The 14,150-nt window shown below is 54.1% G+C and carries 14 protein-coding genes; 4 read left to right on the top strand and 10 right to left on the bottom strand.

The genetic code is table 11. The features are described from left to right. Positions 1–168: 168 nt before the first annotated feature. Positions 169–1,431: an MFS transporter gene (locus C7820_RS16365; protein WP_116231957.1), complete on the top strand. Its 1,263-nt coding sequence runs from the start codon at positions 169–171 to the stop codon at positions 1,429–1,431. Between the two features lie 129 nt (positions 1,432–1,560). Here C7820_RS16365 and C7820_RS16360 read toward each other — a convergent pair whose 3' ends face one another. From C7820_RS16360 to C7820_RS16330, 7 genes are all read right to left on the bottom strand, one after another. Beyond that, positions 1,561–2,628 carry a sulfate ABC transporter substrate-binding protein gene (locus C7820_RS16360; RefSeq protein WP_116232644.1) on the bottom strand — a complete coding sequence of 356 codons (1,068 nt, stop codon included), beginning with the start codon at positions 2,626–2,628 and terminating at the stop codon, positions 1,561–1,563. Between the two features lie 214 nt (positions 2,629–2,842). Continuing rightward, positions 2,843–3,907, bottom strand: coding sequence for a sulfate/molybdate ABC transporter ATP-binding protein (locus C7820_RS16355; protein ID WP_076173434.1), 1,065 nt, complete (start codon positions 3,905–3,907; stop codon positions 2,843–2,845). 1 nt (position 3,908) lies between these two features. After that, positions 3,909–4,706: a sulfate ABC transporter permease subunit gene (locus tag C7820_RS16350; protein ID WP_116231956.1), complete on the bottom strand. Its 798-nt coding sequence runs from the start codon at positions 4,704–4,706 to the stop codon at positions 3,909–3,911. Next, positions 4,703–5,518 (bottom strand): sulfate ABC transporter permease subunit CysT, encoded by an 816-nt coding sequence (gene cysT, locus C7820_RS16345; protein ID WP_076173436.1) that lies wholly within the window; start codon positions 5,516–5,518, stop codon positions 4,703–4,705. Before cysT ends, C7820_RS16350 begins: the two co-directional genes overlap by 4 nt. 323 nt (positions 5,519–5,841) lie before the next feature. Further along, the gene (locus C7820_RS16340) at positions 5,842–6,753 is read right to left on the bottom strand and encodes a DMT family transporter (RefSeq protein ID WP_116231955.1); all 912 of its coding nucleotides are present in this window, start codon (positions 6,751–6,753) and stop codon (positions 5,842–5,844) included. Positions 6,754–6,854: 101 nt separating this feature from the next. Then, positions 6,855–7,853, bottom strand: coding sequence for an alpha/beta hydrolase (locus C7820_RS16335; RefSeq protein WP_116231954.1), 999 nt, complete (start codon positions 7,851–7,853; stop codon positions 6,855–6,857). A gap of 36 nt (positions 7,854–7,889) precedes the next feature. Further along, positions 7,890–8,774, bottom strand: a complete 885-nt coding sequence (locus C7820_RS16330) for an MBL fold metallo-hydrolase (protein WP_116231953.1) — start codon at positions 8,772–8,774, stop codon at positions 7,890–7,892. Between the two features lie 370 nt (positions 8,775–9,144). Between C7820_RS16330 and C7820_RS16325 the strand changes: the two genes are divergently transcribed. Together C7820_RS16325 and C7820_RS16320 are read left to right on the top strand one after the other, a co-directional pair. Further along, positions 9,145–9,618 carry a helix-turn-helix domain-containing protein gene (locus tag C7820_RS16325; protein ID WP_258875280.1) on the top strand — a complete coding sequence of 158 codons (474 nt, stop codon included), beginning with the start codon at positions 9,145–9,147 and terminating at the stop codon, positions 9,616–9,618. 126 nt (positions 9,619–9,744) lie between these two features. Then, a complete protein-coding gene (locus tag C7820_RS16320) occupies positions 9,745–10,146 on the top strand; it encodes a secondary thiamine-phosphate synthase enzyme YjbQ (protein ID WP_116231952.1) in 402 nt (133 codons plus the stop codon). A gap of 173 nt (positions 10,147–10,319) precedes the next feature. On the opposite strand, the gene C7820_RS16315 is transcribed toward C7820_RS16320, so the two are convergent. The 3 genes from C7820_RS16315 to C7820_RS16305 form a co-directional block, all read right to left on the bottom strand. Then, on the bottom strand, positions 10,320–10,904 hold the full coding sequence (locus tag C7820_RS16315; protein ID WP_076173442.1) for a TetR/AcrR family transcriptional regulator: 585 nt from the start codon (positions 10,902–10,904) through the stop codon (positions 10,320–10,322). A 5-nt stretch (positions 10,905–10,909) separates the two neighbouring features. Beyond that, entirely contained in the window at positions 10,910–11,542 is a 633-nt protein-coding gene (locus tag C7820_RS16310) for a YigZ family protein (RefSeq protein ID WP_116231951.1), read from the bottom strand. Between the two features lie 107 nt (positions 11,543–11,649). Further along, positions 11,650–13,005, bottom strand: a complete 1,356-nt coding sequence (locus C7820_RS16305; RefSeq protein ID WP_116231950.1) for a glucose-6-phosphate isomerase — start codon at positions 13,003–13,005, stop codon at positions 11,650–11,652. A gap of 213 nt (positions 13,006–13,218) precedes the next feature. Between C7820_RS16305 and C7820_RS16300 the strand changes: the two genes are divergently transcribed. After that, positions 13,219–14,118 carry an NAD(P)-dependent oxidoreductase gene (locus C7820_RS16300; RefSeq protein ID WP_116231949.1) on the top strand — a complete coding sequence of 300 codons (900 nt, stop codon included), beginning with the start codon at positions 13,219–13,221 and terminating at the stop codon, positions 14,116–14,118. The last annotated feature ends 32 nt before the right edge of the window (positions 14,119–14,150 follow it).

The following is a 14,150-nucleotide window of genomic DNA, read 5'->3' as shown; positions in this document are numbered from 1 at the left end:
GGACGCATCAGGCACCGCTGTTAAAACTGCCCCTGACCGGCGCAAGCCGGACACAGATGATCGGATGAACCGCATAATGCGGGTGCCCGGTGCCTGGGTGAAGTCCATCTACCACTCCAAGTTCGCCATATTTGTACCGTAAAATTTAGAAGAAACGAGGTCACCCGCATGGAGCTTTTCCGCAATGCCACATTTGTTAAAATGTTTTTGGCCAACTTCGCATCCCAGCTTGGCTCGATGGTTGGCAGCATGGCTTTCGCCTTTTATCTCGTCGACCGCTTCAGCAGCCAGCCCGCTTACGCCACGTTAGCCGAGCTGATGTATTCTCTGCCGACGCTGGTCGTGTTCCTGTTCGTCGGCGTGCTTGCCGACCGACTCGACCGCAAACGTATCGCCGTCAACAGCGACTGGATCCGCGCGGCCCTCTCCCTGGTTCTGCTGCTCGCGATTTATGAAAACTGGATCGTCGGCGCGTTTGCCCTTCTATTTCTGCGCAGCGCCATCTCGAAGTTTTTTGCACCCGCCGAAATGAGCCTGCTCCAGGGGGTCATGAAACCCGAACAATACGTACAGGCCTCCAGCCTGAACATGTCCATCTCGGGCGTATTCATGCTCTTCGGCATGAGTCTCGGCTCGGCAGCTTACTATTACCTCGGCATTGAAGGCGCCATTCTGATCGACATGGCCAGCTTCGTCATCTCCGCCCTGCTTCTCATGTCATGCCGTTTCCCGCAGCATGTCTCCCAGCCCAACGGCAAAGTACGCTTGAAAGACCTGAATCTGAAAAGCATCGCCGCCGACTTCGGCATGGGCTTTCAATACATCGTCCGTTCGCGTCTGCTGCTGGCGATTATTCTCGGCTTTTTCTTCTTCGGCATCGTCAACGGCGTGTTTTCGATCCTGCCCCTCTTTACGATGAAATACAAGCTTAGTCCGGAGCACTACGAGGTGTACACACCTTTAGTCATGGTATTCCTCGGGATCGGCTACCTGGTGGGCAGCGCAATCAGCACCCTGCTTATCAAAAAGATCGGTAAAGTCGGCGTGCTGATCACCGGGTTGTTCCTCATCGGCATCATTACGCTGGTCGCCGGCGGTTTCCATCACATTCAGCTGTACCTGGGCACGATGGTGCTGCTCGGTGTGATCCTCGCTCCGATCAACGTCGTGCTGGGCGGATGGCTGCCGGAGCTCGTCGAGCCCCAAAGCATGGGCCGCGTCAGCGCCTGGATCGAGCCGCTCAACACGACCGGCCAGGCGATCGCGCTCGGATTTCTGGCCGTCGCCTTCCCCGGCCTGGTATCCGTCACCGCACTGTACTGGATCCTGGCGGCCAGCATCTTTATCGTCAGCGTCTATTACCTCGCCGTCCTGCCTTCGCTCAGCCGCAGGCACCAGCAGCAGGAGATGAACGTCGAAATGCCCGGCTGATGGCCGGGCTTTTTTTTGCAGGGTGGGGGGTGTACTTTTGTCCGCCTACTGGCCATTCTTGCCGCCAAGCACAAAAAAGCAGGCCCCGCCAAGCGGTCGCCTGCTTAAACCCTGTTCCGATTTCTACACTCAAATCCCCGCCAGCACCTGGTACCACACACCCCGCTTGGAGTAGAGCGTGCTGCGCACCTCGTCCCAGCCGCCGAGGTAGTTGATATCGAACAGCCCTTTCGGCACCGGGTACTTGGCCGCGTTGGCCTTCAGCACCTCGTCGTCGACGGGCCGGAAGCCGTGTGCGGCGAAGATTTCCTGCGCTTCTTTGCTCCACAGGTACTTCACGAATGCTTCGGCCACCTTGGTGGTGCCGTGCTTCTTGGCAAAAGCGTCAACGACGGCGGCCGGATTCTCGATCAGAATCGTGTTCTCCGGAATGACGACGTCGTATTTGACGCCCTGCTGAATTCGCGCCAGGAGCTCATTCTCGTACGTGACGATGACGTCGCCCACGCCGTACTCGAACGCCGCCATGGACGCCCGGCCGCTCTTGTCGAGCGACTCCACGTTCTTGTGGACCTGCTCCAGGAAAGCTTTGGCCGCGGCCGGATCCTTGTGTCCCTGCTGCTCCGAAGCTTTCAGACCTGCGCCGTAAATGGCATTGATGTCCCACTGCGCCCCGCCCGAAGTCTTCGGGTTGGGGTACAGCACTTTGACCCCCGGCTTGGTCAGGTCCTGAAAATCCTTGATCCCGAGCGGGTTCCCTTCCCGCGTGCCCAGCACGACGATGGACCGGGTGACCATGCCTTGATCCGGATGTTTCGTCTTCCAGTCTTTATCGATGAGCCCCGCGCTGACGAGCTTATCGACGTCTCCCTCCATCGCGAGCAGCGTGACGTCGGCCTCAAAGCCGCCGGCAATCGCCCGCGCCTGGGTTCCTGACGCCTCATAGGACTCCTGGAATTTGACGGTCTGTCCGGTCTTCTCCTTCCACTCCTGCTGAAACTTCGGCAGGATGTCGGCCATCGCATCCTTCGCCACGCTGTACGCGCCGATCACCAGGGTGACGTCGCCGCCCGCTGCCGATACGGAGCCATTCACCGGCGCATCCTTGCTGCAGCCGGTAAAGACGAGAATGCAGGCCAGCAGCAGAGCGCCGAGAAGACCCGGGCGGAGTGCCGGCTTTCTATCGTGATTTTGCATCGTCTGCTTTCGCATCGTCTGCCACTCCTTTAGGCTGAAACTTGCCGTGTTTGCCGCATCAGCCTGCCGGAGGGCAGGCTGGAGTTGTAATACGGATGATGTTCACAGAAGCGGTATTGCTGTGTCATCTCTAAATTACGGAATTACCCGTGCTAAGAGTAAGTATTTTCCGAGGTCCAATATGAGATTTCAAAGAAGCGTTACTCGGATCCCTTTAAATAATGACCGGCATCGGGTCGACCTTAAGCCGGTTTTCTTCGATCCAGCTGCGCTCGTCGTTGAACAGGTACGCGCGGTGCACCAGCACCCGTACCGGCTGACCCGGCTGCAGCGTATCCTTCTCCAGCGAGCGGTACGTCATCAGCTTGTGGCTGCCGACTTCGACCTCCACCATCCATTCGCTGCCGCGGAAATGCAGATGGCGCACGATGCCTTCCTCCGTCGCGGACAACACCCGGAATTCGTCGGGCCCGCCGACTTCAATGTACTCCGGCCGGATGAGCGCCCGGGTGCCGCTGCCCCCGGCAGCTTCCTCGAAACCTTTCAGCTCGCGGGCATTCTCCACCACGGTGGACTCCCCGATAAAGGTCGCGACGAACGGCGTCTTCGGCTCCTTGTAAATATCCCACGGGGTGCCCTTTTGTTCCAGGCGTCCCTGATTAATGATCATAATTTCGTCGGCTACTTCGATCGCCTCGTCCTGGTCATGCGTCACGAAGATCGACGTGATGCCCACCCGCTCGATCAGTTCCCTGAGCCAAGAGCGGAGCTCCTGCCGGATCTTGGCGTCGATCGCCGCAAACGGCTCATCCAGCAGCAGCAGCTGCGGTTCCGGCGCGAGCGCCCGGGCAAAAGCGACCCGCTGACGCTGCCCGCCGGAGAGCTGCTGCGGGTAACGCTTCTCAAAGCCCGCCAGCCCGGTCAGCTCGACCAGCTCCATAACCCGGTCCTTGATCTGCGACTTCGGCGTTTTCTTCACTTTCAGGCCAAAAGCAATATTGTCGAACACCGTCATATGCTTAAACAGCGCGTAGTTTTGAAACACAAAGCCAATGCCCCGCTCCTGCGGCGGAAGCGCGTTGACCAGCTCTCCGTGGAAGCGGATTTCCCCGCTGTCCGGCGTCTCCAGCCCCGCAAGCATCCGCAGAATCGACGTTTTGCCGCCGCCGCTCGGCCCGAGCAGACCGATCAGGTGGCCCTTTTCAATCCCAAAATGCACATCCTTTACGGCATGAAAATCACCAAAATGCTTGTTCAATCCGCGAACTTCCACATGCATATCAGCGCACTTCCCTTCTTTTTTTGGCCCATTCCATCAGGAGGAGCAGACTTACCGAAAAAGCAGCCAGAACCAGCGCAACGCTGTTGGCCGAAATGACATTGAAATTTTCCACGTCCTGGTATACTAGCGTCGTCGCCGTTTGGGTCCTGTTAATGATATTACCCGATACGACGAGCACCGCCCCGAACTCGCCCAGCGAGCGAGCCACCGTCAGCACGATGCCGTAAATGACCGCCCAGCGGATCGATGGCCAGGTTACCTTCCAGAACGTCGTCCAGCCGTAGGCCCCCAGCGTCGAGGCGGCTTCTTCCTGCTGAGCCCCGATTTCCTGCAGCACTGGCATCACCTCGCGCACCATGAGCGGAAAAGTGACGAACAGCGTAGCAATGACCATCCCCGGAAAGGCATACACGATCTTAAAGCCAATATCTTCGAAAAAGGCCCCCACCGCGCTTCCCGGCCCCAGCAGGAGCACGATCATCAGCCCCCCAATCACGGGGGACACCGCATACGGCAGGTCGACGATGCTGTTCAGAAACCGCCGGAGCCCGCCGCTCATCCAGCTGCCGCGAACGAGATAGATAGCCATCATCATGCCGAGCAGCGTGTTCAGCACCGTCACGGTGACGACGATAAGCCCGGTCATCATCAGGGCGTGCAGCGCCTCAGGCCTTGCCAGGGCATCGCCCAGACCGCCCAAACCACCTTCGAAGGCACCCATGACCATTTTGCCGAGGGGAGCGATCAGCAGCAGGAAAAAGACCAGGTATGTCAGCGTAATCCACAGTTTTTTCATGCTCTCTTCCCCTTCGTCTGCACAAAATTCACGACCCAGAGTATGACAAAAGACAGCGTCAGCAGCAGAATCGACACGGCAGCGGCCCCGGCAGTATTGTCACTCTCAACCTCCCCGTAAATAAACACGGAGGCGATCAGCGTCCGGCCCGGAATGTTGCCGGCGACAAGCACGACGGCCCCAAACTCCGCCAGCGCCCGGGAGAAGGCCAGCATTCCTCCGCTGAGCATGCCCGGCAGCATGGACGGCAGCACGACTTGGAAAAAGATTTTGGTGCCCGAAGCCCCCAGCGTCCGCGCCGCCTCCTCCTCGGAAGGATCAATCTCCTCCAGCAGCGGCTGCACCGCGCGGATGACGAAAGGAAACGTGACGAACACCATGGCGATGACGATCGCCGGCTGATGGAACACGATTTCAAAGCCGAGCGCTTCGGCGGCTCCGCCGATCAGGCTGCCCGGTCCGAGCAGAAGCAGAATCATGAGGCCCCCGACCGCGGTCGGCAGGGCAAACGGGAGATCCACCAGACTGTTCAGCAGCGATCTGCCCGGAAAACGGTAGCGGACGATCACCCAGCCGATCATCGTACCGATCAGAACGTTAATCATCGTGGCCACAAGGGCCAATTTCAGCGTAAGGAGCACGGATTTCCACGCGATCGGGTCTTTCACGCTTTCCGCAAAAGCGCTCCATCCCAGCGAGAACGAATGATAATACACTCCCAGCAAAGGGAGCACGACCAGCAGTACAAAATAAAGAAGAACGGTGCTTCGAAAACCCCAGGTCCAGCCTTTATGTCGCAGCAGTGTATTCACTTGACCCCTCCCTGCCTCCGGGAATCGGCCCGGTCGGCGCTTGACGATTGATGATTTCCATTATAGATTAAATTATTCCTATTTGACTACTTGGTTTTTGCTTATCAGTACTTTACCAAAAACTGTCTCACACCGTCAATACAAAAATAGATTTATTTCCAGTCTCCGTTTACGCCGCAAAGAAAAGAGCCTGCACGAGTGCAGGCCCGGCATTTTTCAGTCCAAAACATTCGGCCCGTTTCGGAGCAAGGTCAAGGTCTAACCGTGATGATCCTTTGCCTCATCGAGACCGTCTGCGGTGGAATTCCCAGCACTCCACTCTGTTATCGCTTCACCACGGACATATGGAGTTGATCGGCATGCGCAGTTCTTTTCGAACGTCTTTGGAAGGTTGCCAGGATGACGCCGCAAATAATCAGCACCGAACCCGCAACTTGCATGTAGCTGATTGGCGTACCTAGAATGAAGTAGCCTGACACCATCGCAACAAATGGCTGCAAATTTAGAAACAGGGACGCGGTCGCGGCACCTACCCGGCGAATTTGAGCGTTCCAGACGACGGCGCATAATCCTTGAATAAGCAGCGCGGATCCAACTAAGACAAGCCACCACCCATAGTGTGGATGAATCTCAGCATGCGGTTCGCTCCAGATCGATACCGGGAATACCGCAATACACCCCAGCATCGTAGAGTAGGCCGTTGCCACAAGCGGTTCGATGCGCTCTGTCAGCTTTTTCATGAGAATGACAGACCCTGAAAATGCCAGCATGCAAATCAGCATCCATCCAATCCCGGACGAGATGCGGAGCATAAAACCTGCGCCATTCGCCACAACAAAGAAGACACCGGCAAAGGCGACGACCGACCCCATCGTCATCCGAAGCGTAAACGATTCCTTCAGAAACAAGCGGGCAAACAGCGCGGTACAAATCGGTGATAATGATAATATCAATGAAGCCGTCGTCGCATCGACCGTGCGCAGCCCCGTAAAGAACGAGACTTGATGCAGCAGCATTCCCACTAGAGCATAAGGTATTAAATACACGGCATCCCGCAGCGAAACCCGCACCCATCGGCGGGCCACAATCAAATAAACGAGCAGGAACACCGAGGAGACGGCAAGCCGATAGGCCGATAGATGCAGCGCAGGAAATGCTTGCAGCAAAAGCGAGCCCAGTACGAAGTTGCTACCGTAGAGTGATGCGCAAAACAATAGAAGCAGATAGGATCGCAAACGATTCGCCTTCTTTCAAAAAAGTGGGTACGAAAAAAGCCTGCGGCAGCATGCCGCAGGCCTCGTTTTAGGCATATGAAACGTTGGGCACTGCACCCGGGTTATTTCGCCGGGATGTACGATTCATCCAGGAAGCCGCGGATCGCTTGAAAAGCCTGCATCCTGTTCTTCTCCAGCAGTACCATGTGCGTTCCTTCCCCAATCTCTACCCAGCGGCGATAAACGGCGCCGGTCAGTGACGTGAAAAAGTTTTGCGCCAAATCAAGAGGCACATCGATGTCCCATTCTGCGTGAACAAGAAGGACAGGCACCGTGATCTCCTTGGGCTCATAAAAAGCTCTGTTAGCCGTCCAGTATTCACGGATGTCCAGAATCGGCCCATTGGTCGCCCGAATCTGTCCCGGATGGTCGCTTTGGCTTCCCGGATCGGAAGCTAACGTCGCTTCGGTCCATTGTTCGAACCAGCCTTCCGGAATCAGATCGCCGCGTTTATCTTCAGGGGCGGCGCTTAGCCAGCGTTCCTTCGTGCTTCCGACCGGGACGAGACGATAGGAGCCGAGCGGACCTCCGGTATCGATAGGGACCGGTTTCGTGCTCAGCCACTGAGGCGCAACAAGAATAAGCTTGTTTACTTTATCGTTGTTTCGGCTCGTATACGCCCCGGCGACCGTTCCTCCCCAGGACATTCCCAGAACGTTGACCTTCGATAAGTTCCGATATTTTAAAACGAAGTCTACCGCCGAGCCCAGGTCGCGAACCCCGGTTTCCGTGCGAACCAGCGGAGGGTTGGAGTCAGCGGGCTGCTCCATCTCAGGGGGTCTCGTCGAGCCTCCATAGCCGCGTACATCCACGGCATACACGTCGTAACCATGACTTGCCAAATAGTCCAAGAACGTGAAGCCATCCAATTCAACGTCATACAAACTGCCAATCGGATATGTGGCGCCGTGAACCATGACAATCGTTTTCTCGTTCGTGAATGTGTTCATGGAAGCCGGACGTTTGTTGCGTACATATAGTTCGATTCCTGACGTATCGCTGGGGATACGATGGTCTTCGGTCAAAATCGGTATATCGTGCCTAAAATCGTTTGTCGTCATGTTGTCAGCACCTTTCAATGTGATTAGGTAAATTTATTAGATGAATTCCCATTTGAATCCGTTGCCGTCACGAGTCACGTACCCCGCAGAACTCCCCGGAAAATGGGTACTGAAATAAATGATGGGCCGATCCGCGACATAATCCAATACCCTGCGCCGGGAAACGCGTGCTTGTTCCGTGAATTCGCAATACATGGAATTCCACTCGGGATGATATACCTGAAACGGATGGTGCATCACGTCAGCACCGAACAAAGCTTCTTCTCCGCCGGACGTAAGGCTGATCGACATCTGACCGATGCTATGGCCGGGAGTCGGAATAAATTTGAACATATCGAGGAACTCCTCCCCCTCGGGAGAGATCGTCTTTATCATTCCAGCTTCGACAACAGGCAGAACGCTCTCTTCATATGCGTTAAAGTTGGGTTCGTTTTCTTTATTATGGCTGGCCGGGCTGGAGTAATATTGTTGTTCCGAAAGCGGAAATACATAGGTGGCGTTCGGGAACGTCGGTATCCATTTACCGCCTGCAAGCCTTGTATTCCAGCCGACATGATCCACATGCAAATGCGTCAACAGGACATAGTCCACGTCTTCCGCCGTAACCCCTGCCTCCAGGAGACGATCAAGATACGGCAGCTTTAGATTGGACAATTCCGGATTATACGGAAGATTTTTATCGTTTCCCGTCGCGGTATCAATAAGGATCGTATGGTCCGGAGTCTTCACGACCCAAGTTCCAATACTAACGACAAGTTGAGAATCCCCGTCGATTAGCCCGGCAGGCAGGATATTCCGATTCTTTTCCAGAAACGCCGGGTCCCACGAGCCCGCAAAATAAACTTCCGGCGGGACGCCGCTCAGCGTCATTTCCGTGACACGGGTTACGGTTGCGTCGCCTACTTTATAGACTTTGTTCATTTGAAATCCTCCGGTTTTCTTTCTAAATCGTAGATCGTTCGAGACAACTATTGTAATGGGATCTGAAAGCACCCCAAAAATTTCGCTCAATATGGAAATGGTTGAAGGAATTCGTAAATACCCGGGTATGAGACTGAACATCAACCTTGATATAATAGTAGTTCTTAACCCCTGATATTTCAACGGTTTTACAGCGTAATTCGCTCTGCTTCAAAGTGCTTGATACCACTGCAAATATCCGATATGATACACGTAAAAATTACGTTCACAGCGAAATTTTCAGTTGAGGGGGACTTCAGATGAATTCAATCGGCGATACCATTCGAAATACGAGAAAAAACAAAAATTGACGCTCAAAGAGGTTTCCACCATGGCCTCCATCTCTTTGTCTTTTCTCAGTGAAATCGAACGCGACAAAGTGAATCCATCCCTAAGCGTTCTCAAGCGTATAGCAAACGCTCTGGGTGTGAATTTTACCGATCTGTTTGGCGAGGAGAAACGAAGCATCGTCATCAGAAAAAACGAACGAAAACCTCTCGTTCACTCCGAGGGTTCCAGAATAACTTGGTATGCACTCAGTCATGGAAGCGGCAATAAGATGGGACCGATTTGGGGAGTTCTCGAAAAAGGCGCAACATCAGGGGATGTCGGCGTTGGCCATCCCGAAGGGGAGGAGTTTCTTTTTATCCATACCGGACGATTGGAGTTCATCCTTGGAAATGAACGGTTCACGCTTGAAGAAGGCGACAGCATTTATTACGATGCCCGAACGCCGCATAGTTACAAAAATATCGCCGAGGGGGAGACACTGCTGATTGCCGTTCCCTCTCCAGCTACCTTCTAGATTCACTTTATTCTGTGGAGGAATAGGCCAGCCCGTTCATTGTGCTTACGGCACAGCAGCTGTATCATAGGCTTATGACATGTCCAATATCAGGTAAAATACACTTTAGGAAAGGAGACATACGACATGCTGCATACCCTTGAATTAAGTACGGCATCACGGGACGAAATGAGGGATATTACCCGCGAGATTATCTCGCTGGTTCATCAGAGCGGGGTCAAGGAGGGGACGGTGCTGATTTACTGCCCGCATACGACCGCCGGCATCGCCATTAATGAAAACGCCGATCCGGACGTGAAGCATGATGTGCTGCTGCGTTTGGATGAGGTGTATCCGTGGGAGCATCCAAAATATCGCCACGCCGAGGGCAACACGGCTTCCCATTTGAAGTCGATCACCTGCGGACCTTCGCAGACCGTGATCATTACGGAAGGTGAGCTGCTGCTCGGACGCTGGCAGGGGATTTATTTTTGCGAGTTCGACGGGCCGCGCCGCAGACAATACCATGTAAAAATTATGAAGGGATAAGGAAGCCCGCTGTATCCCCAAAAGCAGGCATGACAAAACAGGTGTCGGGGTGTGAGGCATTTCTGCATGCCCTCCCCTTCACCTTATTTTCTTCAGCTGTGCTCACACTCGCCACAGCATTTATACGTTGGCGCAATACCAATTCACCGTTATAAAGTAAGTATCTAAAAAAATTACCGCAGACTGCGGCAGCATATCTTCACATGCGTGATGGCCGCGGGTTTGATCTCCTCAAAAGTCACGCGATCCTGGATGTAATACGATATGAATCCGTGCATGGACAAAAATAACGTTAACGGCAGATTGCGGCAATGATCGGGGCCGTGCTCCTCCTCGTTCATATAACGGCGCACCATGGAGGCAAACAATTCGAAGCAGCGCCCCTGCTCAGAACGGCAGTAGGACAGCAGTTCTTCGTCCCGGATCATGAACATGATCTCGTACTGATAAGGATGGTCCAGGCCGAAACGGATGAACTCCAGCATGAGCTGTTCCACCTTGGTCAAGTCCTGGGTCGGAGCGACCTTGAGCACCTTATTCAGCTGTACAGCGAGATTGTTGAAATCCTCAACCACGATGGCGTAGAACAATTCTGCCTTTTCCTTGAAATGATAGTATAAGGAACCATGACTGTAACCTAAATGCTGACCAATACTGCGCATAGAAATGGCCCGGTATCCCTTGGTCACAAACAAATGCCTGGCCGCTTCCAGAATCCTCTCCCTCGACAACTCCTGTTCCACTGCTCTTCTTGCCATAGACCTTATTCCCCTTCAATAAAATAAAGCTTTTCGCCCTCCGTAATCAGGGATTGCCCCTGCGTCAAATCCACCATCCACGACATAAACGTCTCCGCTTCGCGGTCTTCCGGCAAGCACGTCAGCCGCACCTTATCCGTAAACACCATTTCCCCCATTCGGACCTCACGGCCCCGGAGCTCGTTCTCGACTTTCCCCAGCCAGGTATAGTCGATTTCTACAAAAATCTCGCGGTGAAGCACGCGTGTGATCGCTTCCCCCGCTTCAATCGCAGCCACAGCACCGTCCGTGTATGCCCGGATCAGTCCTCCCGCCCCCAGCATGATGCCGCCGAAGTACCGGGTCACGACGATCGCCACATTTTTCAACCCTTGATTGCGGATCACCTCGAGAATCGGCTTGCCGGCCGTTCCGCTCGGCTCCCCGTCATCCGACTGCTTCTGGATTTCATCCCTCTCCCCGATCATGTAGGCGGAGCAGTTATGCGTGGCATTCCAGTGCACCTTCTTGATCTCTTCAATAAAAGCGTTTGCATCATCTTCGCTGTCCACCGGTTTCACATGGCCGATAAAACGGGACTTCTTAATGACAATTTCCTTGGATCCCGCCCCCCGGACGGTTCGATAGCGATCAATCATGTTCATGCCCTTTCTTATTTGCCAAGAAAGCAGTCCCCCGCTGTTGATTAACCGGTGAACTGCTTCCCTAGCTTTGTATGTCTATTCAAAAGTTGCTGATGTTATTCTTATTCGGACAGTCTTGCTTCCAGCTTCGCTTTTTCTTCCTCATAGCCCGGTTTGCCGAGCAAAGCGAACATGTTCTTCTTATAGGCTTCCACGCCAGGCTGGTCAAACGGATTGACCCCAAGCAGATAGCCGCTGATACCGCACGCCTTTTCAAAGAAGTACACCAGATATCCGAAGGAATACGGAGTCATATCCGGTACGGTTACGATCAGGTTAGGAACCTGTCCGTCTGTATGTGCCAACATCGTGCCTTGGAAGGCCTTTTTGTTGACGAAATCCATCGTTTTGCCAGCCAGGAAGTTCAGGCCGTCCAAATCGTCCGGATCGCTCTCGATCGTAATTTGCTTCGCTACATTGTCCACCTGGATGACGGTTTCGAAAATGTTGCGGCTGCCTTCCTGAACGAATTGTCCCATGGAGTGCAGATCGGTCGAGAAGTCGACGGATGCCGGATAAATGCCTTTGTAGTCCTTGCCTTCGCTTTCGCCGTACAGCTGTTTCCACCACTCGGATACGAAGTGAAGAGAAGGCTCGTAGTTCACGAGAATCTCGATGGCTTTGCCTTTGCGGTACAGTGCGTTACGCACGGCAGCGTATTGGTAGCTGAGGTTCTCATGCACGTTCGGGTTGCTGAATTCCTTGGAAGCGTCAGCGGCACCCTGCATCATCTCTTCGATGTTGATTCCGGCAGTAGCAATTGGCAGCAAGCCAACCGCAGTCAGTACGGAATATCTTCCGCCCACGTCGTCCGGAATGATAAAGGACTCATAGCCTTCTTCATTCGCGAGCTTCTTGAGGGCTCCTCTTTCCTTGTCGGTTGTTGCATAGATACGCTTGCGGGCTTCTTCCTTGCCGTATTTCTTCTCCAGCTCGGCTTTGAAAATACGGAATGCAATCGCAGGCTCCGTCGTTGTGCCGGACTTGGAAATGACGTTCACGGAGAAGTCCTTGCCTTCGATCAGATCGAGCAAATGCGCCACGTAAGTGGAGCTGATGTTGTTGCCGGCGAAATAGATCTCAGGCGTCTTGCGCTTGTCCTTTGGTAATACATTATAGAAGGAATGGGACAGAGCTTCAATCGCCGCGCGTGCGCCGAGGTAAGATCCGCCGATTCCGATGACGATCAGAACGTCAGAATCGCTTTGGATTTTCGCTGCTGCTTTTTGGATGCGTGCAAATTCTTCCTTGTCGTATTGGGTAGGAAGATCGATCCATCCCAAGAAGTCAGAACCTACGCCTGTCTTGTTATGAAGCTGCTCGTGAGCGAGTCGGATCGGCTCTGCCAGATAATCCACTTCGTGCTGACCGATAAAGGAGAGCGCCTTACTGTAATCGAAATTTAATTTGGTAGACATATCTAATGTAAACCTCCTAGTTTGGCTTCATCTCTATTCTATTTACGCTCCGAAAAAAACAGCTTTAGAATAGGATACTGTAATTTCACTGCATTTGGCAAGGACAATATGAAGCTTATCCACCCACAATTTCACTTCTCCCCCCATGGATTGTCGCATGGCCTCATGGTAAACTTAATGAATGCTTATATCTCACAGGAAAAGGTGATTCTCATGAAAAAAATAGGCTTCATCGGACTGGGCACCATGGGAGCGCCCATGGCTTCCAATTTGTTAAAACAAGGTTACGAGGTAACCGTCTATAACCGCACGGTTTCCAAGGCCGAAGCGCTTGTCCGGGAAGGCGCGTCCCAAGCCGCCACTCCTGCCGAAGCGGCCTCAGGACAGGATGCGGTCATCACGATGGTCAGCAATGACGATTCCATCCGCGAGGTGTTTTACGGCGAAGATGGCATTCTGAAAACGCTGGCTCAAGGCACCACCGTCATTGACAGCAGCACCATTTCCCCGGGGCTCGTCAAAGAGCTGGCCGCCGAGGTTCACAAGCTCGGAGCTTATTTCCTCGACGCACCGGTTACCGGCAGCAAGCCGGCAGCCATCGACGGCACACTCGTATTTATGGTCGGCGGAGAAGCTTCCGTGCTGGAAGCCGCATCCGGCCTGTTTGATACGCTGGGCAAGAAGGTCATCCATATGGGACCAAGCGGCAGCGGTTCCGTTGCCAAGCTTGCCCATAATACGATGGTCGGCATCAACAACCTGGCCCTGGCGGAAGGCTTCGCCATCGCCGCCAAATCCGGCATTCCTGCGGACAGCTTCCTCGAGCTGGTGCAGCTCGGTTCGGCCGGCAGCAAGGCCGCGGACCTGAAAGGCCGGAAGATCATCGACCACGACTTCAGCAACCAGTTCTCCCTTGCGCTGATGCTCAAAGACCTGAAGCTTGCCTCCTCCCTCACAGACGCCACTGGCGTACCGTCCCCGATGCTGAATCTGGCAAAAAGCCTGTTTCAAGCCGGGCAGACGCAGGGCTTCGGAGATGAGGACCTTTCCGCTGTCGTCAAATGCTATGAAGCATGGATCGGACAGACGATCGGCGGCAAGCCGCTGCAATAATGGACAGGCTCCTTCCATATACAGCCATAGGT

Source organism: Paenibacillus sp. VMFN-D1 (genome assembly GCF_003386155.1).
In the GTDB taxonomy this organism is placed as follows: domain Bacteria; phylum Bacillota; class Bacilli; order Paenibacillales; family Paenibacillaceae; genus Paenibacillus_AQ; species Paenibacillus_AQ favisporus.
This window is presented reverse-complemented; position numbering and strand designations above follow the sequence as displayed.